Source organism: Aquimarina penaris, assembly GCF_040786285.1.
Classification (GTDB): Bacteria; Bacteroidota; Bacteroidia; order Flavobacteriales; family Flavobacteriaceae; genus Aquimarina.
The window spans coordinates 2109035-2134064 of the sequence record NZ_JBFMKQ010000001.1 but is presented as its reverse complement, the minus strand read 5'-3'; the positions used below and the strand labels follow the sequence as shown (position 1 = coordinate 2134064).

Genomic DNA, 25030 nt, shown 5'->3' with positions numbered 1-25030 from the left:
ATCAATTCATTCTATATTTTTCAAGTACCGGAACAACATCTTCACCAAGGGTCTTGTATAAGGCATCACCTAATTGTTTTTTAGTTCCTAATGGAGTATAAGATCCTTTAATAATATTATCATAAGCTTCATCACCTGGGTCTAAGCCTTTAGCATCTTTTTGTCTTTTTAGAGCCCCTTCCCAGGTTTGTCCCCATTTATCTCCCCAACCATTGGCTGTATATCTTTTATCATTAAAATTAAATATATGTTCTAATAAATCATCGGGTGTAGCCCCTTTATAATCAGTGGTTATCTGTCGTCTTCTAGCACTCATAGATTGCGCTACTTCCAATTTAGATTTACCTTGAGATAATAACATATTTGCTTCATCCTCTAATGATTTTACAACACTAATATATTCATCTCTTAAACCTCCTTTACTAGAATACGCTATTAACTCATCAACATTATTTGAACGAATATCATTCTTCCAAACATCAAAAAGGTTTTCATCTTGTATTTTCTTAAGCCCATCATCAGAAGTACTTGCAAAATCTTTCACAAATTGAGATTTTAAGACATCATCTAGTTGGTCTACTTTACCTTTTAAAACTGAAAATAAAGGATTATCCAATTTAGTTAATATATTTCCTGTGCTAGCTAACCTAAATCCAATTTCGTTTCCTTTACGAAGAATATCGTCTCCTTGATATCTTCCTACTACTTCATAACCTGGGACATCAGCTTCATCTATAATTTTCTTTTTTTGGAACACTCCATCAACATATCTAGCTACTTCATCACTTTTACCATCAATGGTTTTTATTACTTTTACATCCCCTGCCTTTATACCACTAAAGGTTACTGGTAAATTTGAATCGAAAATATTATGAACCTGTTCCAGGCCATCAATTAACTTTTGTTTACTAGCTGGTGAACCTTCATTTATAAGATCTGTTAGTGCTTCAAATGAGTTCTTATTATCATATACAAAACGAGAATGAACATTCGCTAAAATTTCAAGATTTTTTCCATCTTTTGCCACTCTGATATTTTCAAAAGGTTCAAGGACTTTCCATGCTTCTTTAAGGTTTTCCTTCTTAGCAGGTGAAGCCTCATCGAACATTTGTTTAATTTTGGCATACTTTGTATCGTTAAGGACAGCTTCAAGAGAAGGAATTCTTCTTCCAGTTACTATTTCCAATTCATCAATTACCTCTTTTCTTTTGGTAAGATCATTAGGGTCATTAGGATCAATAAAAGCTCTTTGATCGTTTTCTATACGATTTAATAGAATCTCTGCTTGTCTTTTAAATTTTAACCCTAGCTCTCCCGCCTTAATTCCTTTTTGGATAATATCTAGATAAAACCTGATTTGTCTACAAATTTCATCGTTTTCGCAGTGGCCTTCTGAATGTTTCAATAAAAACTCGACTGTAGACAGAGTTAATTTTACATATTCAAATTTTTGAGGACCTTCAGAAATAAGTTCTCTAAGAATAGTAAAATCTATATCATTTAAATCTGCGCCTCCAATGATAGCCTTAAGCCCATCAAGGATTGCATCTTTATCCCCAGCATCTGGAATAAGATTAGGATTACTTTCTATTTCCTTTAGCAAATCATCGGCTCTTCTTTTAACGGCCACGCTTCTCTCTGCAAGGTTAGCGAATCCACCTGCTAACCCTATGGCATCTCCAAAAAAGCCTAATTTCTCACAAAATGTTTTTTCTTGATTGGTTTGTTGCCCTGTTTGATTCTGATTTGGATTATCACAAGCTCCGGAGTACTTCAGTAATAGATTAGTTGTAGCTAATATCGCATCTGCTCCATCCAATCCAATCAATATGCCCTTTAGTTTACCAAGTTTTGTGATATGTCTTAATTTTGCAATATTTCCTATACCAGAAAACGTAAGCACTGCTTCAAAAGCAAAGTTTGCTCCTCTATCGGTATTACTGGTTGAGTAGTTTTCGGCAATAGCTTTAAGAATAAACATTGGGATATTTACAGACTCTACTATAAAACCCGGATCAGCTATATTTTTATACTTCACTAACTTTATTGGATCATAAATGTCAAAGGTACCGATATGTTTATCCGTAATAAAGCTGATTTTTTCTTCTAACTTGATCGATGTATCTCCTTCAAAAGTCAAATCATAATCACTAAAGTAAAACCCTAAGGTCTTTTCACTTTCATATGGTATATCTTGCACCGGTTTTGATACAAAATCAGATTCTTTCCAAATGGCATACAAGACATTAATGAACTTAGTAAAATTATCTTTGCCTCCCCAATTATCTAAACGACTATAAAGTTTTCTAAATGCAATTTCACCATCAATCTTTTCGGTCTTTAAACTGTTAAGAAAAGGATTCGTTGAACGCTTCCCTAAGGCTTCAACAATAGTGATTACTGCGTCTTCCTCTGAAACTCCTATATCATTAACAGAACAGCCTAGAAGTGCACTTAAGGCCGACCATAACTTTTCATTATTAATAAATGTTGAATCATGGATATAGGAAAGGTAGTTACTCGGTATTTCAGAAAAATAGGTATCAATACTGTCGCAATCTGTACTTTCAGAAATACCTTGTTTAGGAAAAAAATTATCATTTAAGTAATCTATTATTTGTTTAGAATAGTTAGACAAATAAGGCAGTTTAAGACTTTCTTTCCGATCAATTTTGAGATAATTACAAAATGCTTCTATCTGATCATGATGATCAAATTCGAATATAAAAAGATCATCTTTCTCGTTTTTTAGGGTTAGTTCATAAGTTACATTAGTTCTTAAAGTATTGATCTTTATATTTAAACTTTCTTTTCCTGGAGCAATTTTAAATTTTTCAACTTTTTTGTCCGGTTGTTGATTCAGCTTAAATATTAATTTATCCGCACCTAGGTTTATCGTATGATCTTTTGTAAATGAGATATAGGTACCTTCATCTCCTTCTGTTTTTCTTTTATGTATAAAAGATTTCCAAGGAAATTCTTCATTTTTTCCCGCATAACAGCCTTTAATATAATTTAAAACATCAACAAATTGTCTATCACCAAAATCTTCATGAGTTGTCAAAAATCCATTAAACTCACTTAAAAATTCTTTAAAAAAGGCTTCAGAATTTTCTTTTGTCAATTGTTCATCAATTATCTTGCTTCTATCGTAACTTTTCTGTTTTCTCTGTCCATATTTATTTGTTAATAATTTGGCCCAACGATAAAATTTATATGGGGAAATATAATCTCCTGCTCCACTTCCTTTTCTAGAGTATACTCTATGCGGCACTACCCATGAAAGATTATTTGTTTCAGTATAACCATTTGTATGTTGATCTTTCCAAGATTCTATTTGCGTAAAATGACCAAAACCTTCTTTTTTACTATTTCTTATTTTGGCAATATCAAAAATGACCCTATAATCATCAAGGTTTTCAGTTTCTTCAACCAACATTTCAACAAACAACTTGGTTATCTGCGGAATCTCATTTGCAAATGATCCATATCTTCCAATTGAAGAAAATATTGTATTCAATGCCATCTGATGATTCTCCTTTAAATCGTCATGATATTTACCTACTAGATAATTAACAACATCCCATTTTTCAAGATCACTGTTTATTTGAGAAGTAGTGCTTCCTATAGCTTTTATGAATCTGGTATAGTTATCTTCATTTCCGCTCCAAAGGTTATCAAAAGTAGAATCATCTATTTCAGCTAATAACTCTTCTAATATTTTAGGTTCTCCTAATAATAATTTATAAAACTCGCTATAAAAAAGACCCACATCATCAACAAAAGGAGTCATTTCAAACAAATCCAATATCAAGTCCTCATATTTTTCTGTGATACTTGTACTAGCGATAATTTTAGATAGTATAGAAAATCTTTGTTCTGCAGTAAAATATTGAGCTCCGCAATTGGCTATACTTTTAAGCTTTTCAAAATCTTCATCTTTAAACTCATTTTTACTTAGAAGTTGAGCTAAAGTTTCTTTAGTTTCTTTTATATATTGTGATTTATCCTCGGGAAAGAGATATTTACGTAATTCATTTAATCCATCCGGAGAACTTCCTGTGCAATATGTTGGTGCATATATTACAACATTTCCATAATCTAACTTGAAACGGTAGCCACTTTTTACCTCTAAAGCTTCAGGTTTATCAGTAGATTTACCGCTAAAATTCCCTTTTTTAATATCTATTACAAAGCAATGTTCACTCGAGAAACCATATTCCCTGGTTGCAATAGAATACTTGCCTGTCTTTCCAAACGCTTCCGTATCAAAAGAAATAAAGTTTGTTTCAGAATTAAGGTATGCACATCGTATGACCTGAAATATTTTATCCGCAAATTCTGAATCGGTATACTCCCCCTCTTCATCACCCTGAAACCAGTACAATTCAAACCCGGGAGCATGCATCTTTTTCCAATTCATATGGTTAAGCACTGTTTCTCCTTTGTAGTCCATCAAGAAATCTGTAGATTTTTCTGTCGTTTTATATTCTACAAAGGGATGCTCTAGTCCAAAAACTCCGTGCCCCAATTCATGGGCTATAGTTCTTGGTTGATCGGTTGAGTTAAACACAAAAGCAAATTGGCTCTTAAGCGGCATAAAACCTTCTATACTATCGTCTGTAGTTGGCAGATCGGTTAAGAAAACATAATAGGTATCTTTTTTATAATCACCATTTGCTTTATAATATGCATTGATTGCACTTTCTTCGGGAGAATAATGTGATAATATACTACTATCACCAATATCAAGTTTTCCATTTGCCACTTCTTTATCCCATACACTCGTAGGGATTTGCAATCTACTCCCTACTTTGATATTAAAATTAACTCCTGCCTTATTATAAATAGTATTAATCTGTCCTTTAATATTAGAAGTAATGCTTACGCCATTAACTGGCACAATAACCAAGTCGATAGCCGCAACCTCTTTTACTCCCAAATGGACCAAATTAAGTGCTCCTGCGACTGCATACTTTCCTGAGTCCTTAAGCTTAACAGTAGCTAGTACTTCTTCTATGAGATATCCAGATTTTTTCTTTAGAGATAGGGTAGCGATATCCTCCTCCCAACTTACAGGAATTTTCATCCCTTCTTTGGTCTTAAAAACAATATCATCTTTGGTAATACTACTATCAGAAAATGTGGCTTTAGCCGTAATAACATCCTCTCCTTTTGTGTCGGATATTGCCTTATAGGGAACATGATATACTTCGCCATTAGCCATGGCTAGTGTTTTATATTCATCCTTAAGTTCTTTAGAGTCTATTCCTTCAGGTAAACTATCAAAATAGTATGTACCTGATTTTTGAAAATCTACACGTACTCCTGTGGCCGAGATTTCGGATACTTCTCCATCACTAATTCCTGTGGTATTATCATCGGTAACTGCTCCCCCTTCTGCTTCTTGTCCTTTTATGATGGTACCATCATCACCTACAGACCAAATTGCACCATTACTATCTCTTATTTGCACATCTCGCCCTCCGGGAAAAATATCTTTTTCTCCATTTGCTCCATTAACTTCAATCGCACCATTGCTATTAATAGTTATGCTAGTTATAACAAAGCTTACTTCCTCTATACTATCTAATTCTCCTTCGTCTCCTGTAATCCCTTCAGAAATATCTACATCTATATCTACAGTCATCTCTGCGCCTTCACCAAACTCTGGATCGTATAGCGTTATAATCTCACCCTGGGCAAGTTGGTTATCGGTATTTACTAATATCCCATCAAATTTAACCCCAAATCTGGCAAGGTTTAAGTAGGGTATACCAACATAACCTCTACCTGTAATTATTCCGTTAGCCTGGTTATCTATATCTGTAATAGTAATCACAAAATCCCCTGCAGTAATACGATCGCCTACCAATAATCCGGTATGAGGTTCTCTATTACTAATGGCAACTTCATCTGGTACAATACCACAATTATAATTAGCCGTCTCATCTTGTGCAGTAGCCGTTGTTATTTCTTGTGTATCTGAATACTCTCCGTATTGAAATTTACATTTTCCCTTTACCTTATACTCATATGTCGTACCTGGCTTTAAATCCCAAACTGTAGCCCATCCACTATTGGTGCGCATGGTAAACCATTGTGCATTTGGTTTATTTACCTCTCGATATGCTATTGTATATTCTTGATATACTGTTGGGTCTTCATCCCAAAAAACATTGATTTTGGATATTCCTTTAGGTTCTGCATATATATTGAGTGGAGTTGTACAGGGTGATGTTCTTGAGAACCAAAAAATCTCACTTTTACCTTCATTTCTAAATAGCCCTATTTCCTCTGCTCCTTGCAATGCTTTGGCTCTTACTCGCCATGCATACCTCTTATCTGCCAGTAGTAACGGTTGTGTAGGACCATACACAAATGTTGTAGCTCTAGTGGTAGTTTCAAAAAAAGGAGGTGCTGATAAAAATGCTGTTTGGGGATCCACAAAATCATCCCATATCTCTACGATACTAAACTCATATTCTACATTACTTACATTGATTTGTCTTGGTGTCCATTGAAAAACAATATTATCTACTTCTTTAGGTTCAATGTTAATCTTATTAAGTGGAAGATTTAATATTGGCGGCTCATTTTTAAAGATGTACGTACTTGCACATGTTTTGGATGACAAACGATTACCCGTAGTAAAATCAAAGATTTCAAAACAAAACTGATAACTCCCTTCGGGTATGGTACGTCCATAAATATTGGCATTAATACCTTGTAGGTTTTGAAATTCGAAATACGGAGCCAATTCTGTATTAGTAAGTACTAAAGGAATACCACCATCAATAAATAATTGAGAAGCTCCTATAACTACATCTCTACTTTCAAAGTTGATTCCATTACCTTCAAAATAAACTTTTAATCGAATTTGCTCATTTGCAATGGTAACATCACTAAGTAATAATTGAACTCGTAATGGACTATTGATTGTGTTTGCATCTGCATAACTATGAAAATTTACTGGCGCAGGAGGATTAACCTGTGGAACGATGGTAATCGGAAAACGTTGCGCATTAGCCTGAATGAAACTACAAAATATTACAATAAGGGTACATAATAAGTTTTTCATGAGGTGGTTAGTTCTTGTCGATATATCGTAATTCAAACTTATCAGGGTCTGTATGTTTTAATGACTCTTTTAAGTAGAAATCAATAATCTGGGTTATCAAATATAGCTCGATTTTTTGATCGTCTTCTTTTTTGTCTTTCATCCTGAATATATTATCTTTTTCATTTTCCATTAATCGAGAAAGATATTTATCTGGATGTTCAACTTTTTTTAATGTTCTGTAACTTTGAATAATAGGAAGCATCCAACGATGTCCTATTAACCTACCTATAGCAATATCACTGTTTCTTTGTAGGCGTTGATAGGTTTCTTTTAACTCCTTATGGGCATGATCTCTTTCTGTTTCTGATTTTTTATGTAGTTGGTGATTATCTACTGCCACTTTTGCTTTTACAAAGGCTTTTTCAAAGGCATAATCAAGACGTAGCATATCTCTTCTCAATTCTTGTAAAATATTAAATACAAGTTGATTATATCCCGCTAAAAAATCTTCATAACTATATAACTCTTTCAAAAAATCAATAGCTTTAGGTTTATATGCTTTAGCTTCTTTTTCATCTGCCACAATTTGTCGTAACATAGCAAGCTCTCCCTTCTTATATCCAGGAATATGATCAAAATGAGGATGATTTTGAAGACTTTTCAATTTTAGATTAACCTCTGCAAGAGTTCCTTGATACAATGAGTCTCTATATCTAAACTGAACTCTTTGCTCTTCTTCTGGTTTCTTATTTTTCTTACTTTTTTCTTTCTTTACCTTTTCTTTTCTTTTAGGAGGTCCAAATTTTGGATTAAACTTATCGAAGGTATAATTGTATCCAAAAGTAGCTGTGAAATCCTGAGTCGAAGTAGTAGAATTTCTAAATTGAGATAATAAATTAAGACTAAAATTGTGTCTTTTGAGATAAATATATGTATTACTAATTCTTACATTGGTAACCTCTCCTTGTTTTTCTCCATTACTAGTACTTTGATTATAACTTATAGAACCTGTGGTTCTTAATTTTTTATCGAAAAACTGTTTGTTTGCAGATAGTATAGGTCCAAATGTAACATTATTATCCACTCCAATAGTACTGTAGCTCACATTTACGCCAGTAGAAACATTAAGATTCATAGTAGGATATCCCATGGCATAAGATAGGTTTCCATTATAAAAATTAGACTCACCATTTTCTACTGTTTGTCCGCCTTGTTTGTTTGTTGCATTCTGGAAAGAAAGTGCAATATTCAGGTTTCGTTTGTGTGTTTCTGTATCTTTTAGGATATAATTTGTATTGAGATTAGCATTTTGAGAAATTTGCTGAAAATCTAATGTATCTAAATTATCAACCTGAGAAACTTCATTAATAAAATCGAATTGGTTTTTGATATTAGTAAACGACTGAAAGTTAGAATAGCCTCCTGATATATTTAGTTTTTCTGTTGCACTATACGTTACATTAACAGCACTTACTACACGTTGTAGTTGAGTGCTTTTGTTATTATCCAGATCGTCTCTTTGTAATCCTGCGTTAAAAGAGACGTTAATTTTATTTTCAAATAAATTCTGTGTAGCATTTAGTGTTATATTTTCAAGGTCATTATTAAAGAAATAAGCTCCTAGAGTTCTATAATCCGGATCTATATATTCATACCCAACTCCAACCGTTCCTTGCCCAACAGGATAAGAGAAATTAGCATTATAAGCCTTATAATTTTGAGTTGTAGCATTATTATCCAGCAATGCCGATAGGATAAAAGGGTTTTCTTCTTCATCTACCGCGTTAAGATCTTCTGTTAGGACGGAGGATGCCACTTCGACACGAACCTCTCCTTTATCAAAAAGCTTGACTGTACTCTCGAGACTAACAACCACATTTTCTTTAGGTTGAAGTTCTAGTTCGACGGGAACAGGATTAGTTAAAGAGTTTTTATCATCGGTAGCTTTAAAAAAGATAGCTGCAAGAGAAACTTTTTCAAAATCATATGATGATTTAAATCCATATCCTATTCTTTTATATGCTGTTAACGACTGCGGGTCATCTGGATTATATTCTGCTTCTTTAAGCAGTCGTCCATACATTGCGCTTATTTTAAAACGCCCTTCGGGGGTAAGGTCTACACCTAAACCCGTAAATTGATGTCCGCTTAAGGTATAAGGAGAAAACGTCATACTAACATCACCTATATGAGTGGTAACCCATTTATAAGACGGATGAATACTTAGTCTATTAAACGAAAAAGGATTACTACTTTGAAAATCTTGATTAGAATATGAAAATGAAAAAGGAATATTATATATTCCACTAATATTTAAATTAATATTTCCTGTTAAAAAGTATGTAAATGGCTCTCGATTAGATTGCCCTTCATAAAAAATTGCATTAGCCGCCACACCTCCTGTTAATTTAAACAATTTCGTCTTACCTATCTGTCCAAGGTCTTGACAAAAGGCAATTGCTGAGAAGCATAAGAAAAAAATGTAACAGAGTAATTTTGGGGCCAAATGTTAATGTTTTCTTAATAAAGGAGTGCGAAAATATACTTTTTCAATTAGGTAACCAAAAATCACAAGTCCTTTTAACCAACTTACATCATTCACTAAACACCTAAATATCTGTAACATACCATGATCCTCAACTCCTTAAAATTAATACTAAAATCGAATTACATTCTTTCTTATTTATACAGCTTTACAAACCTTGTTTACTAAAAATGTAATTAACTTTTCAAAAGTATTTTATTTTTTCTTAGAAAATATCACTGTTTTCAGGGGTGTTGTCTAGAATTTATTTGATTTATAATCAAAAACATACGTTAAGCAGTACTATCCTATTTAATTAGCAAGGAATCGTAAAATAAAAGGTGCTTCCTTTTCCTTCTTGAGATTCTAACCAAATTGTACCGCCGTGGGATTCTACAATTTTTTTGCAGTGCGCCAAACCAATACCGGTTCCTTGATATTGTTCTCTGGAGTGTAATCGTTGAAATATGGCAAATATTCTTTCTTTATGTTGTTCTGGAATTCCTATACCATTGTCTCGTATCGAAAATTCCCAAAAACCATTTGATATATCTTTTGAACCCTTCTTTTTGGTACAAGAAATATCAATTTCTGGAATACTATTGGGTTCTCTAAATTTGATCGCATTACTAATAAGGTTTTGAAACAACAGGCGTAGTTCTACCTCGGAGCCTTTTACAATTGGTAAATTGTTTACATCTATTTTAGCACCAGTCTGTTCAATAATACTTTTTAAATCTGCTGCTAACTCTTTAAATATACTATTGCAATCGACATTAGAATAGTCCTTACTTCTACCTAATCTAGAATATTCTAATAAAGCATCAATCAATTTCTTCATTCTTATACTAGCATCCTTAATAAAAGTCAGGCTTTCTTTTCCTACCTCATCAAAACTATCACCATAATCTTCTGCTATGAGTCCAATAAAACTCGAAATTGTATTTAATGGTTCTTGTAGATCATGACTTGCTATATACGCAAATTGTTCTAATTCTTTATTCTTTGCTTCTAACTCGACAGATTGTTCATAAATAGCCTTATTCTTTTTCTCTAATGCTATATTAAATCTTTTCTTAGCCAGGTAACTTCTATAGATCACAAAACTAACCCCAATAGCCAAGACTACTAAAGCTATTAATAACATGTTTATTTTTTTCTGAATATCAATTTCAGAATTTTGCTGTTCAAGGATTTCATCCTGCTGTTTGATTTGAGCATCTTGTTGCTCTAAAAAATCATTCCTTTTATCGATTTCTACATTACTGGCCTTAATCTTCTCTTCTTGTTTCTTAATAAATGTAATCTGTTCCTGAATGTTTTTCTCGAGCTCTTCTTCGATAATAGCCTTTTCTTCGAACTTTTTCTGCTGTATTATACTCTCAGTATACAACCTCTCAATTTCCTCATTACGCTTAACAATCTCTTCTCTATTACTATCTATTTCTCTTTCCTGATGATCTATTTTTTCTAGCTGATCCGTTATTTTATTCTTTTGGCCCTGTATCTCCTTCTCCTTATCCTGAATTACCGTTTTATGTTCTCTATTTTCTTCTTGTACCTTAGTTAATGATTTTTCAGCTTTTCTAAATAATCGTTTCCATTTTTCTGAAGATGTAATTGCATATCGTTTTAATGAAGGCGCCATTAAAAATTCTTCATTTTCGATCCTATCGGAATTAACTTCATACTCAAAAGAATCACCTACATTAACCATATTAATCATAGATGCATTGAAGTTATAATCTTCGCTTACCAATAGAATATTTTTATCTGAAATTTTACTTAAAACATAGTGAATCCCATAATTATATTTATGATTCACATATAGCAATTGGATATCTTTTACATCTTTCACTAATTGAAAACGAACAATTTCAACAGGTTTTCCATGTATCTTTCGTTTTTGGGATAATGCCTGGAGATCCAGTATAGTTCTATCAGGTCCCAGCACGCCAATTTTAAAAGTTGGTTTCTCTTCTAGATTTTGCCATTCTATTTGTTGGGCAAAATTAAAAATAAAAATAGCTCTTTGTAATCTCTTTACTTCTTCATTACTCGTGTTTTGAGCCTGAAGTTGTAGTGAAAAAGTAATAGCAAAAAAGCAGAGGACCACAGACAACAATTGAGTTTTTAATGCATATATATATTGAAATCTATACATCATAACCTTAGCAATAGTCTTAGGTAATAATTTGCTCCATTAACTCCAAACTGTTGTACTCGTCGGCTATAGATAAAATTACCATCTTCGGTGTTAGCAGAATGCTTATGTTTATCTGGATACACATTAAAAACATTATTCCCTCCCAGAGTACATTTTATATAATCATTAACTTGATATGAAACCGCCATATCGGTGACTAATTTTGGAGTAAAAATCTGGTCTCGGGTTTCTACAGTACCTGTAAAATCATTTAAAACCCAGTTGGTGAGATTTCCATCTTCTGGGTGAATGAATTTCACTTCTCCAAACAATGTATTTACCATTTGAAATCTATACTTATTAAAATCATAAGAAAGTAAAGAGTTGATCTTATAGTTTGGTTGAGAATATTCTACTCGGGCAACCTCTTCTCTATTAAATAAGACTTCTTCTTGTCCTACAAGTGCAGGAGAAACTTTAATATCACCTTCTACCGTTGTACTTGTAATGTTTGCTCCCAGAGATGCATTAAACTCTCCGGTACCAATAGAATTTTTAAAAAATAAAACTGCATCTGCTCCAGAGGTTTTTGAATCTATTGCGTTGGCAAAAAATTGTGCTGCTCCTGCATTAAAAGGGTCTAATATGGTTTCATATCCTTCAGAAAATCTTCCTGATAATACAATTCTATCTTCAATATTAATCAAGTAATAATCAATGCTAAACGTAAAATTATCATTTAGTTTACCACTAAACCCGGCACTTAAGTGACTTGATAATTCTGGTTTTAATTTCCCAATCTGAAAAGCTTCAGTAACTACAGCACTTTCGTTATTAAAGGTCCCTACCTGGACACTTTCTCCATTAACGAATTGGGTGCTAATATTCTGAAAAAACACTTGATGAAGTGATGGTGCTCTAAAACCGGTAGAAAAACCAGCTCTAACGCTAATCTCATCTTTAATTCTATATCTTCCAGATATTTTCCAGATGGCCTGACTTCCAAAATCATTGTAGGCTTCATATCTTGCAGCTCCTCTAACTAATAGTTTTTCTGATAAATTTGCTTCAATATCCAGGTATCCAGAACTATTTGTTCTAAAACGATTTAATTCATTTTCTGGCCTAAACCCCGGAAAAACCTGAGCCCCAACAATTCGGGGTAGCTCTTCTCCGATATCATTAATATATGTACTCTCACCATCAATATACGAAGCTTCTTCCCCTGCTATAATCTGGTAATTCTCTACTCGCAGCTCGGCGCCAAAAGCAATATTTACACCATGAAGCCAATCAAACGTTCTGGATATGTCAAGATTTGTAGTATTTTGCTTGTACATAAATCCCCCTGCATAAAACGTTCTGGGAGAAGCCACTCCTAATGAGGCATTGATAGAATTATTTACTGTATAGTCTAGTCTATTTACTCCTATAGAATGACTAAAATCAACATCCCATCCATTTTTTATCCCTTTTACTCCACCAGTAACGGCGTCGTCTTGTATATCGGTAAGAATTTCTGGAGAAAAACCATTTGGAAACAAGTCAAGAACAACTCGATCTTCATCTTTAGGAAAACGATAAAACCCCTTTGATTTGCCTTCTCTATAATTTCTTCCTCCGTGCATATAAAATATGGCCGAATCCGACATCGGTATTTCGCCATTAAAAGATAAGGCTAGGTTTTGAGTTTCTGCACTCCCGATTTCCATAACTTGTTTGTTAGAATATCCTGTTTGCGCAAAAAAATTATTCTCTTCTATTAATATTTGATCCTCTGCTTCGTTATTAGAATACACCGCTCCTGTATAATTACCTGCTCTATTTATAGCCTCTCTTTCTCTATATTCTGCGGTAACATTAACATAACCTGTTTTCCCTATTTTAAGACCAAAATTAGCAGAAGAATATACGTTAAGCCCATCTCCTTCTGTATTTACACCAACTCTATTATCTACCTGAATAGTCTCTATTTGCTTTTTTAGAATAATATTAATCACTCCGGCAATAGCATCAGAACCATATTGAGATGTTGCTCCATCGCGCAAAACTTCAACACGATCTATTGCCGCAATTGGTATTGCATTAAAATCCGTACCTACAGACCCTCTACCTACTGTCCCGTTAACGTTTAACAAGGAGCTACTGTGTCTTCGTTTACCATTGATTAATACTAAAACCTGATCTGGCCCTAATCCTCTAAGTGTTGCCGGGTCAATATGATCTGTTCCATCTGCAATCGTTTGATTTGTAGAATGAAATGATGGAATTAAATAATGAAGTATATGACTTAGCTCTATCTGTGAAGTATTGGTTAATTGTTGCGGTGATATAATGTCTACCGCTGCTGTATTTTTTAGTAATGATTTAGGTTTAGCTCGTGACCCTAAAGAAACAGGTTGATCTATAGAAAACCCAGTTTCTAACAGAAAATCAATTTTCAAGGTATCTCCAACTTTTATGGTTACAGTTTTAGAAATCGAAGTATACATTACAAAGCCCGTTGTAAGCACATACTCTCCTTCATCAACACCAAAAACATAATTACCATTAACATCTGTAGTCGTACTTTTATCTGTACCCTCTATTACAACTCTTGCACCTGGTAAATTACCAAATTGATCTGAAACATTTCCTGTGATTGTGGCTCTGGATTGAGAAAAAACTTGAGAAAAACAACAAAAAAAGAGTATCACAGTAAGAAATAATTGATACTGGCTTAGAAAAAAAAGGGGTATTTTTTTGCTCTTGACTTTAATGTGTTTATTTATTTTAATAGTACACCGATGGTTTATTGTTTTCTTTAAAAATATGATGCATTACAATCAAATATGTATCTGTTTTTTTTGAATACTTCTTCTAAATCACAAAACTAAATTGCCTGACGTACAACACTCATCTGTTTGAGAATTTCCAAAATACTTAGATACAATATCACTAACTATTTTTTTTGTCAGCATTTTTTCTTGGAACTCTTTGATTTCGGGAATACTTTCTGCAGTTTTTTTATCTTCCAGACTTAGCGCTGCACCCAGCATTAATATAATATTAGATTTTTTATATGCATCATCTAACTGTTGATATTCTGAGATAAACTCCCACCCATCCATTATTGGCATATTAATATCTAAAAATATGATCTCAGGAATCATTCCTGTTTTAAGATACTCAAGAGCCTCTTTCCCATTTTCTGCAACAACTACTTCTTCTACACAACCCACTTTTTCAATAATCGTTTTATTAAAAAAATTGGTTGCCTTACTATCATCAATAAGCAGAAAACATTTCAATTTCTTCATTTACTAAGAATGTTTATATATATGATAATTCAGACAATGATTTTAACCTATTTCATCTATTATCATCGCCGTTTAATGTTAGAAAACTAGAATCCAATATTTCGGCAAAAAAATGCAAAACTATAGGTTATCAATTAAAACAAGAAAGAAATCGATTCGATTTTTAGATTAAATACAGAAAAAAGCGTCAAAACACCATCTCTTTCTATGTTTTATTATAAAAATAATTATCCTTTATAATATATCAACTATCAAAATGGTTTTTTAGTACATTATCCAATAACCCCAAAGACAATGGTTTATTTATAAAATCATCTACAGAATGATTTTTTGCTGATTCCCGTACATCATCTGGGTTAGAAGATGTTGATAATAAAATTACCTTAATACCATGTGTGAGATTTTGATCAAGCTTAGAAAACTCTGTTAAAAATTCCCACCCATTCATAGCTGGCATATTAATATCTAAGAAAATAAGGTCGGGTTTAATAGCTGTATTGTTTTTTACAGCGTTAAGGTACTCAAGAGCTGCCATTCCGCTTTGCACAGTATTTACCTGCTGAAAGCCTTCATGTTTGGTAACAACTCTTTCGTTAAAGAAATTCGTGGCCCTATCATCATCTATTAATAAGACGCAATTCACCAATTTATACATATGACTATTCCAATTACCCATTAAAGAAAATAAACTTATTCGACATTTCATAACAAAACTATATTTAATAAAATAGTTTTCGTTTAACAACACATATTTTACGGTAAAATAACTAATTAGGTTCGATTTACGATGTAGAGATAATTTCAAATATCAAATTAATACGATTGTATCGTGAATATTAGTTTTGACAAAGTTTTACTAAAGACTCTAAAAAATAAGTGTAACTTTAAACAAAATCAGACGACTTATAATTCTACTAACAGTCTGCAAGGGATATATGCTTGAAAAAATAAAAAATAAGTGCAAGAGCACATCTTTAAGATATACTTTTTATAGTCATATCGATGAAATACCTAGAGCTAAATGGAATTTAGCAAATCCGAAAAACAACATTTTTCTCTCCTTAGAGTATCTAAAGACTCTAGAAGACACTCTTTCTGAAACTATTCGATTTAGGTATATCCTATTTTACCATAAAGAAACTCCTGTAGCAATTGCTGCTACACAACTTATCAAATTTAATTCTGCACAATTAAAATTTCAAGAATTTCCGTGTAGAATTAGTGATGCTATAAAGAACACTTTGTTCAAAAACCTGGATGTAAAAGTATTAGTATGCGGTAATTTGTTTTCTTGTGGTGAACATGGTTTTGTCTACAATGCTGATAAATTAACTGCTAAAGATGCTTTTGAAAGCTTATCTAGTGCCTTACGTGAAATACGAAAATCTGAAAATACAGATAAACCCTCATTTATATTATTAAAGGAATTTTGGCCACACTCTTTTGACAATAGTGATTACATTAAAGAACATGATTTTAGAGAGTTTGAAATTGATGTTAATATGGTACTAAACATTCACCCAGATTGGAATACCTTTGATGACTACCTGGCGAGCATGCGAACCAAATTTAGAACCAGAGCCAAAAAAGTTTTTAAAAACTCTGAAAAGATTGTTGTAAAGGACTTTACTACCGAAGATATTGATACATTTCAAGATAAAATTAATGAATTGTATCTGTCTGTAATTGAAAAAGCAGATTTTAAAATCGGAAAATTAAATGCTTCCACTTTTATGAGTTTAAAAAAGACCCTTAAAGAATCATTCACTTTCAAAGGATATTTTTTAGATGAAAAATTAGTAGGCTTTACTACCTCTTTTATTTTGGATGATGTAATAGATGCAAACCACATTGGTATAGATTATAGCTACAATAAAGAGTACGATATTTACCAAAAAATGCTATACGACTATGTTGACCTTGCCATTTCAAAAAAAACAAAAGAACTAAGATTAGGAAGAACTGCAGAAATCATAAAGAGCTGTGTGGGTGCAAAACCTGTAGAAATGAAATTATATGTACGACATGGCAATTCTATCTCTAATACACTACTAAAACCCTTGGTAGAACTAATTTCTCCTAATGAATACGAAGTTAGAAACCCATTCAAACTTCAACTAGATTAATTTATGGACTCATTAACTCAAATCGTACTTGGCGCGGCTGTTGGCGAAGCCACTTTAGGTAGAAAAGTTGGTAACAAAGCTATGCTTTGGGGAGCGGTAGCCGGAACCATTCCCGATTTAGATGTATTATCCAAACTTTTTGTAGACAACGTAACAGCCAATGAGCTACATAGAGGGTTTTCGCATTCTATATTATTCAGTATTTTGGCAGCACCTTTATTTGGGTGGCTAATAGCAAAACTCTATAAAAATAAAGAAGCAGATTGGAAAGATTGGACTAAATTGATGTTTCTAGGTTTATTTACCCACCCAATTCTAGACGCATTCACTACTTGGGGAACTCAATTATTCTGGCCATTTAATTATAAAGTGGCGATTAACAATATTTTTGTCGTTGATCCTTTATACACGATACCATTTTTGATTTTTGTAATCATAGCGATGTTCTATAAGAGAACACATCCTAAAAGGAAAAAATATAACAACCTTGGGTTATATATTAGTAGTTCTTACATGGTTATTACTTTGTTATTGCAGCAAACTGCAACAGCCAATTTTTCTACAAACCTAGAAAATCAACATATTCAATACAATGAAATACAAACTCGCCCTACTCCATTAAATAGTATTTTATGGACAGCCAATATAGAAACCAATGACTCGTTCTTAATTGGCTATTACTCATTATTAGATGAAGATGATCGTATTGATTTTTCAGAGTTTCCTAAGAACCATCATTTATTAGGTGAAATGAGAAATGATCCACTTATCCCAAGATTAATTAAACTTTCTGAAGGATGGTACACTATTGAAAAAAATGATGACAGTATATATTTTAACGACCTAAGGTTCGGAACATTTGGTATAGACGGCAAGGCAAAGCGTTTTGTCTTTAGTTATGAATTATATTATGATGATAACGGAGACCTAAAAGCCAAAGAAAGAGAACGGGATGTAGAAGAAGCATCACCATTACTCAAAAAATTATTTACCCGAGTTTTAGGAAATAAATCATAAAAAAAGGATCTGAAAGTTCAGATCCTTTTTTATTGTACTCTTCAATTTTTTATGCGAATTGGCAAATAACACCTCCCATTAAAGCTAAACATACTGTCCAGTATCCTACGTTAACAAGAATATATTTAAATCCTTTTCTTTCAAAAAGCGCATTAGTTCCTAATACAGGTAATACAAAGAATATTCCAGCTATCGTACCATGTAAGGCCCCGTGCTTGAACGTTCTAAAATTCTCTCCATATTTAGCCATAAAATCCTGTGCATATTGATATGTTTCGGTTCCTTCTTTCATTAGGTCAGGATCATTCATTAGCGTAGAGAAAAACCCAAATTGATGAATTACAATAGTATTCAACATCATAGCCAGGAAGAAACTAAATACATAGCTCAGGATAAAAATTAAAGCCATGTTGCCTCCTTTTAAGTCTTCTGGAGTAAACCCGCATGCATTCATCCAAGCGGTTCCAAAAACCTTAGGATTATACCATATAAAACCTAGTACCATTGGTATTAAAGCCGCAAGTGCTGCAATCAAAAAATTAACTTCCATATTGATTAGTGTTTAAAGTTGTTTCTCAAATATAGGGAAAAAACAATTTATCTGTTTTTACCAGACCAAATACAACAATCTGATAGAGAATAATATCAAAAGAACTCCAGTGATTCTAAAAAAAGTAGTGAGGCGTTTCACAGATATAAATTTCTTTACTCTACCTGATAAAAATACCTTCAATAAATCAGTGGTAAGTATTCCTAATAAAACGGCTACAAGAAAAATACTTAAAGATTGAGTTTCTGGATAGTTAAGCTTTCCATAGTTAAAAACTCCAATCCAAACTACAAAAACAAATGGATTAAAAAAGTTAACACTAAAACCTTTTATAAAAAACGTCTGTAGCCCTCTTGAGTTAATAGAAACCTCTGTAGTAATCTTTGCCTTTTTAATTAGGTAATTAACCCCTAAAACAAAGACAATAACACTGCCAATGACACCAACCCAAAACTGGTTATCATCGATGTTAATAAAAGAAGAAAGCCCATAATAACATAGAGCAACACAAACAATATCACTTACAATTATCCCCAAAGCAACAGCAATACCCGCTTTAGAACCCGATTGAAAACTACTATTCAATAATAAAAAGAATACAGGGCCTACAAAAATGATCATCCCTAAACCTATTCCAAAACCTTCTAAAAATGACATTGAATTACAAACACTGATTACGTATGTAAATATATAGTAATTATTAAGAAAAAAGGAAGCCCTAAAAAGATGGCTGCATCCTGTTGCTATTAAGCCAACAAAAAACTAACTTTAAAAACCTATTCCTTAATGTAAACCAAAAAGAGTTGTTATAAAATTATCAATGAATTCATAATTAATTTGTTTTTATCGCAAGAAATTACTCTCTTTAACGCCTGTTTTTATTAAATAAACAATATCTACTATGAACAGCACATACAAAATCAAGGTAAATAAAACCTTAGAGTTTGACCTTACCAATAAAGATATTTCTGAAATTGACATCATACAAACATCAGAAAATCAGCATCATATCCTTCGGGAAGATAAATCATACCATACCGAAGTTATACAATCCGACTTCAACAATAAAAAATACACTATAAAAGTCAATGACAACACCTATTCTGTTGCGATTTCCAATGCTTTGGATATGCAAATTGCAGCAATGGGGTTCTCACTAGGGGCTTCAAAACAAGTGAATGCTATTAAAGCACCAATGCCGGGATTGCTGCTTGATATTCATGTAAAGATCGATCAAGAAGTAAAAGAAGACGACCCTTTATTAATTCTCGAAGCCATGAAAATGGAGAATGTTATTCTTTCTCCAAGAGATGGGGTTATTAAGTCTATTTCGGCCACCAAAGGTGATGCTGTAGATAAAGGACAATTGTTAATAGAATTCGCTTGAACCCATAATGGGTATTAAATAGGACAATCTGTTCTAATATAGTTTATTATGAAAAAGTTATTAGTTGCTAACAGAGGTGAAATTGCCATAAGAGTAATGACCACCGCTCGAAAAATGGGGATCAAAACGGTAGCAGTATACTCTACTATTGATCGAAATGCACCTCATGTACGGTTTGCCGATGAGGCTGTTTGTATTGGGGAAGCCCCTTCTAATCAATCCTATTTATTAGGGTCAAAAATTATTGAAGTTGCCAAAAGACTAGATGTTGACGCTATACATCCGGGATATGGATTTCTAAGTGAAAATGCAGATTTTGCTGAAGAAGTAGAAAAAAACAACCTCATATTCATAGGGCCTAAATCCAAAGCCATAAAGGTAATGGGAAGCAAACTGGCCGCCAAAGATGCCGTAAAAGCTTATGACATTCCTATGGTGCCTGGTATCGATGAAGCGATTACCGATGTCGTAAAAGCAAAAACGATTGCAAAAGAAATTGGATTCCCTATCCTTATCAAAGCTTCTGCTGGTGGTGGAGGAAAAGGAATGCGTGTGGTAGAAAAAGAAAGTGATCTAGAATCACAGATGCAACGTGCTATTAGTGAAGCTACTTCAGCATTTGGTGATGGCTCTGTATTTATCGAAAAATACGTTGCCTCACCCAGACATATCGAGATTCAGGTAATGGCAGACAGCCATGGCAATGTAATCCATCTATTCGAAAGAGAATGTAGTGTACAACGACGACACCAAAAAGTAGTAGAAGAAGCTCCTTCATCTGTGCTGACTCCCGAACTACGTGAAAAAATGGGTGGAGCTGCAATCAAAGTAGCTAAAGCTTGTGACTACCTGGGTGCAGGAACCGTTGAATTCCTTTTAGACGAAAACAATAATTTCTACTTTCTCGAAATGAATACAAGATTACAAGTAGAACACCCGGTTACCGAACTCATCTCGGGAGTAGACCTGGTCGAGCTTCAAATAAAAGTTGCTCGAGGCGAAAAATTACCAATACAACAAGAAGATTTACAGATCAACGGACATGCCTTAGAACTAAGAGTCTATGCCGAAGATCCTCTAAACGACTTTTTACCAAGTGTAGGACATCTAGATACTTATAAAATCCCTGTCGGAGAAGGTATTCGGGTGGATAATGGTTTCGAAGAAGGTATGGATATTCCTATCTATTACGATCCTATGTTGTCTAAACTCATCACCTATGGTAAAACACGCGAAGAAGCCATTCAATTGATGATCAAAGCCATTGGTGAGTATTATGTTGAAGGTGTGCAAACTACCCTGCCCTTCGGAAAATTCGTATGTGAGCATGAAGCCTTTAGATCTGGTAAATTTGATACGCATTTTGTAAAAAAATACTATTCCGTAGAAAAAATACAAACCGCAACACAACAAGAAGCCAAAATTGCTGCTTTAATTGCTATGAAACAATACTTAAAAGACCAGGAAACATTACGATTACCAATACACTAAACTATGGATTCAAAAATAAAAACACTACAAGAAAAAATAGACCAGGCAAAGTTAGGTGGAGGTGAACAACGTATTGCAAAACAACATGAAAAAAAGAAACTCACAGCACGAGAGCGAGTTGCATATATCCTAGACGAAGGTTCTTTTGAAGAAATAGGAATTCTGGTAACCCATCGAACCACCGATTTTGGAATGGAAAAAGAAATCTATTACGGTGATGGTGTCGTTACTGGATACGGAACCATAAACGGAAGATTAGTATATATTTTCGCGCAAGATTTCACTGTTTTTGGTGGAGCCCTGTCCGAAACACATGCCGAAAAAATCTGTAAAGTGATGGATATGGCTGTTAAAATGGGAGCTCCCATTATTGGACTTAATGATTCTGGTGGCGCTCGAATACAAGAAGGAGTTCGTTCTCTAGGTGGTTATGCCGATATCTTTCATAGAAATGTACAAGCCTCGGGGGTAATTCCCCAAATCTCTGCCATTATGGGGCCATGTGCTGGTGGAGCGGTATATTCTCCTGCCATGACAGACTTTACCCTTATGGTAGAAGATACCAGCTATATGTTTGTTACCGGTCCCAATGTAGTAAAGACTGTAACCAACGAAGAAGTTACTTCTGAAGAATTAGGAGGTGCCAGTACACATTCGACCAAGTCTGGAGTAGCCCATGTAACTTCTGGTAATGATATAGAATGCCTTGAAGATGTAAAAAAACTATTGAGCTACCTCCCACAAAGCAATAAAGAGGTTGCCAAAAAGCTATCCTATACTTTAGAAGATGAAGTGCGCGAAGTACTTTCTGATATCGTACCCGATAATCCTAACAAACCTTATGATATGCATGAGGTGATTGGTGGGATTATTGATCAAGACTCTTTCTATGAGATCCATAAGGATTATGCAGAAAATATTATTGTTGGTTTTGCCCGTCTGGGCGGAAGAAGCGTAGGTATTGTTGCCAACCAACCCATGTTTTTGGCCGGAGTACTAGACGTTAATAGTTCGAAAAAAGCAGCGCGGTTTACACGTTTCTGTGATTGTTTTAACATCCCTTTGTTAGTACTGGTTGATGTTCCTGGATTTTTACCCGGTACTGATCAGGAATGGAATGGGATTATCATTCACGGGGCTAAATTATTATATGCACTTAGCGAAGCCACCGTGCCTAAGGTAACAGTTATTACACGTAAAGCTTATGGTGGTGCTTATGATGTAATGAATTCTAAACACATTGGAGCCGATCTTAATTTTGCCTGGCCAACAGCAGAAATTGCCGTAATGGGGGCTAAAGGTGCCAGTGAGATTATCTTTAGACGTGAAATTAAAGCGGCAGATAATCCTGAAGCAAAGCTTGCCGAAAAAGAAGCTGAGTACGCAGAGAAATTTGCAAATCCATACCGTGCAGCACAACGTGGATTTATAGACGAGGTCATCTTACCCGAAAACACCAGGCGTAAACTTCTTAAAGCATTTAGTATGTTAGAGGATAAAAAGATTGATCGTCCTAAACGAAAGCATGGAAATATTCCTTTGTAATGTATAGTATCAAAGTTAGACCTCATAAGTTGGTTGCTGAGCTTGTCGAAGCACAAAACCTATGAGGTCTTCTATACCCCCAACCATTTACCAATTAATACACCAACACTTAACATTACAAACCCAAATAATTCCTTTGTTGTACTGTCCTTTTTTTTAGTTTTGCACTTTTAAAGAAAAGATATGATTTCTGTAGATGGTATAGCAGTAGAGTTTAGCGGTGAAACTTTATTTAATAATGTTTCTTTTGTAATCAATGAGAATGACAAGATTGCCCTTATGGGTAAGAATGGTGCGGGTAAATCTACGATGATGAAAATCATTACAGGAGTACAAAAAGCAACTCGTGGACATATACGATATCCCAAAGAAGCAGTAATCGCCTATTTACCACAGCATCTTTTAACCGATGATAACTGCACGGTATTCGAAGAAGCTTCTAAAGCTTTTGGACATATCACAGCCATGCAACAAGAAATGGATAGTCTTAACGCAGCTCTCGAAACTCGTACAGATTATGAATCAGAAGAGTATATGAATATTATCCAAAAGGTAACCGACCTTGGAGAAAAATTCTATGCCATCGAAGAAGTAAATTATGATGCCGAAATTGAGAAAGCGCTACAAGGATTAGGGTTTAAAAGAGAAGATTTCACTCGACCAACTAGTGAATTTAGTGGTGGTTGGCGTATGCGTATCGAGCTTGCTAAAATCTTACTACAAAAACCCGATTTAATTTTACTCGATGAGCCTACGAACCACGTAGACATAGAATCTGTAATCTGGTTAGAAGATTTTTTGATTAATAAAGCAAAAGCAGTGATTGTTATTTCGCATGATAAAGCATTTATCGATAATATCACTAACCGAACCATAGAAGTAACGATGGGTAGAATCTATGATTATAAAGCCAACTACTCACATTATCTTCAGTTGCGAGAAGATCGACGAGCACACCAGATTAAAGCTTACGAAGAGCAGCAAAAATTTATTGCAGACACCAAAAATTTTATAGAACGGTTTAAAGGCACCTATTCTAAAACCAATCAAGTGAATTCTAGGGAACGAATGCTAGAAAAATTACAGGTCATAGAGATCGATGAGATTGATACTTCTGCATTAAAGCTGCGCTTCCCTCCTTCTCAACGATCGGGAGATTATCCTGTAATTGCCAAAGAGTTGTCCAAAAGTTATGGAGATCATGTGGTGTTTAAAAATGCCAACTTATCCATTGCCCGTGGAGAAAAAGTATCTTTTGTAGGTCGTAATGGTGAGGGTAAATCGACCATGATCAAAGCCATTATGGGCGAGATCGATGTTGAAGGCGAATGTGCATTGGGGCATAATGCCAAAGTAGGTTATTTTGCACAAAATCAAGCTTCATTATTAGACCATAACCTAACCGTTTTTCAGACAGTAGATGAAGTGGCCGAAGGTGATATAAGAACGAAGATCAAAAATATCTTGGGGCAATTTATGTTTAGTGGCGATGATATCGATAAAAAAGTATCCGTACTTTCTGGTGGAGAAAAAACACGCCTGGCCATGGTAAAATTGTTATTAGAACCAGTAAATGTCCTTATACTCGATGAGCCAACCAATCATTTAGACATTAAATCAAAAGATGTATTAAAAGAAGCCTTACTGGCATTTGATGGCACCTTGATACTGGTGTCTCACGATCGTGATTTTTTACTGGGACTGTCTCAAAAAGTATTCGAGTTTAAAAACCAAAGAGTCATTGAGCATTTTGAAACAATCGATGAATTTTTGATCAGAAATAGAATCGAAAACCTGAAGCAAATCGATTTGAAAGCGTAAAAAGCTTATACATTTTAATCTAGCATACTTTATATTGGTTTGCATGGACCACAAATCTATA

The 25030-nt window shown here is 34.0% G+C and carries 14 protein-coding genes; 6 read left to right on the top strand and 8 right to left on the bottom strand.

Features of this window, described 5'->3' with window-relative positions; genetic code table 11:
* Nucleotide 1: 1 nt before the first annotated feature.
* The 6 genes from ABW637_RS08885 to ABW637_RS08860 all read right to left on the bottom strand — a co-directional run bounded on the left by ABW637_RS08885 (nucleotide 2) and on the right by ABW637_RS08860 (nucleotide 15738).
* Nucleotides 2–7081: a fibronectin type III domain-containing protein gene (locus tag ABW637_RS08885; RefSeq protein WP_367584305.1), complete on the bottom strand. Its 7080-nt coding sequence runs from the start codon at nucleotides 7079–7081 to the stop codon at nucleotides 2–4.
* Nucleotides 7082–7088: 7 nt separating this feature from the next.
* Nucleotides 7089–9479, bottom strand: a complete 2391-nt coding sequence (locus tag ABW637_RS08880) for a TonB-dependent receptor (RefSeq protein ID WP_367584304.1) — start codon at nucleotides 9477–9479, stop codon at nucleotides 7089–7091.
* A gap of 424 nt (nucleotides 9480–9903) precedes the next feature.
* Nucleotides 9904–11754 (bottom strand): YfiR/HmsC family protein, encoded by a 1851-nt coding sequence (locus tag ABW637_RS08875; protein ID WP_367584303.1) that lies wholly within the window; start codon nucleotides 11752–11754, stop codon nucleotides 9904–9906.
* Nucleotides 11751–14429 carry a TonB-dependent receptor gene (locus tag ABW637_RS08870; protein ID WP_367584302.1) on the bottom strand — a complete coding sequence of 893 codons (2679 nt, stop codon included), beginning with the start codon at nucleotides 14427–14429 and terminating at the stop codon, nucleotides 11751–11753. The genes ABW637_RS08875 and ABW637_RS08870 overlap by 4 nt, the downstream gene beginning before the upstream one ends.
* Nucleotides 14430–14597: 168 nt before the next feature.
* Nucleotides 14598–15032, bottom strand: a complete 435-nt coding sequence (locus tag ABW637_RS08865) for a response regulator (RefSeq protein ID WP_367584301.1) — start codon at nucleotides 15030–15032, stop codon at nucleotides 14598–14600.
* Between the two features lie 244 nt (nucleotides 15033–15276).
* Nucleotides 15277–15738, bottom strand: a complete 462-nt coding sequence (locus ABW637_RS08860) for a response regulator (RefSeq protein WP_367584300.1) — start codon at nucleotides 15736–15738, stop codon at nucleotides 15277–15279.
* Between the two features lie 229 nt (nucleotides 15739–15967).
* Here ABW637_RS08860 and ABW637_RS08855 point away from each other — a divergent pair, with 229 nt between their 5' ends.
* Nucleotides 15968–17158, top strand: a complete 1191-nt coding sequence (locus tag ABW637_RS08855) for a hypothetical protein (protein ID WP_367584299.1) — start codon at nucleotides 15968–15970, stop codon at nucleotides 17156–17158.
* Between the two features lie 3 nt (nucleotides 17159–17161).
* Nucleotides 17162–18175 (top strand): metal-dependent hydrolase, encoded by a 1014-nt coding sequence (locus ABW637_RS08850; RefSeq protein ID WP_367584298.1) that lies wholly within the window; start codon nucleotides 17162–17164, stop codon nucleotides 18173–18175.
* A 49-nt stretch (nucleotides 18176–18224) separates the two neighbouring features.
* On the opposite strand, the gene ABW637_RS08845 is transcribed toward ABW637_RS08850, so the two are convergent.
* Both ABW637_RS08845 and ABW637_RS08840 read right to left on the bottom strand, forming a co-directional pair.
* Nucleotides 18225–18725, bottom strand: coding sequence for a DUF1761 domain-containing protein (locus ABW637_RS08845; protein ID WP_367584297.1), 501 nt, complete (start codon nucleotides 18723–18725; stop codon nucleotides 18225–18227).
* A 57-nt stretch (nucleotides 18726–18782) separates the two neighbouring features.
* Nucleotides 18783–19382, bottom strand: a complete 600-nt coding sequence (locus tag ABW637_RS08840) for a LysE family translocator (RefSeq protein ID WP_367584296.1) — start codon at nucleotides 19380–19382, stop codon at nucleotides 18783–18785.
* Between the two features lie 244 nt (nucleotides 19383–19626).
* On the opposite strand from ABW637_RS08840, the gene ABW637_RS08835 reads away from it, so the two are divergent.
* The 4 genes from ABW637_RS08835 (at nucleotide 19627) to ABW637_RS08820 (ending at nucleotide 24969) form a co-directional block, all read left to right on the top strand.
* The gene (locus tag ABW637_RS08835) at nucleotides 19627–20112 is read left to right on the top strand and encodes an acyl-CoA carboxylase biotin carboxyl carrier protein subunit (protein ID WP_367584295.1); all 486 of its coding nucleotides are present in this window, start codon (nucleotides 19627–19629) and stop codon (nucleotides 20110–20112) included.
* Nucleotides 20113–20160: 48 nt separating this feature from the next.
* The gene (gene accC, locus ABW637_RS08830; RefSeq protein ID WP_367584294.1) at nucleotides 20161–21603 is read left to right on the top strand and encodes an acetyl-CoA carboxylase biotin carboxylase subunit; all 1443 of its coding nucleotides are present in this window, start codon (nucleotides 20161–20163) and stop codon (nucleotides 21601–21603) included.
* Between the two features lie 3 nt (nucleotides 21604–21606).
* Complete coding sequence (locus ABW637_RS08825; protein WP_367584293.1) at nucleotides 21607–23148, top strand: acyl-CoA carboxylase subunit beta; 1542 nt, start codon at nucleotides 21607–21609, stop codon at nucleotides 23146–23148.
* 183 nt (nucleotides 23149–23331) lie between these two features.
* Nucleotides 23332–24969 (top strand): ABC-F family ATP-binding cassette domain-containing protein, encoded by a 1638-nt coding sequence (locus tag ABW637_RS08820; protein ID WP_367584292.1) that lies wholly within the window; start codon nucleotides 23332–23334, stop codon nucleotides 24967–24969.
* The last annotated feature ends 61 nt before the right edge of the window (nucleotides 24970–25030 follow it).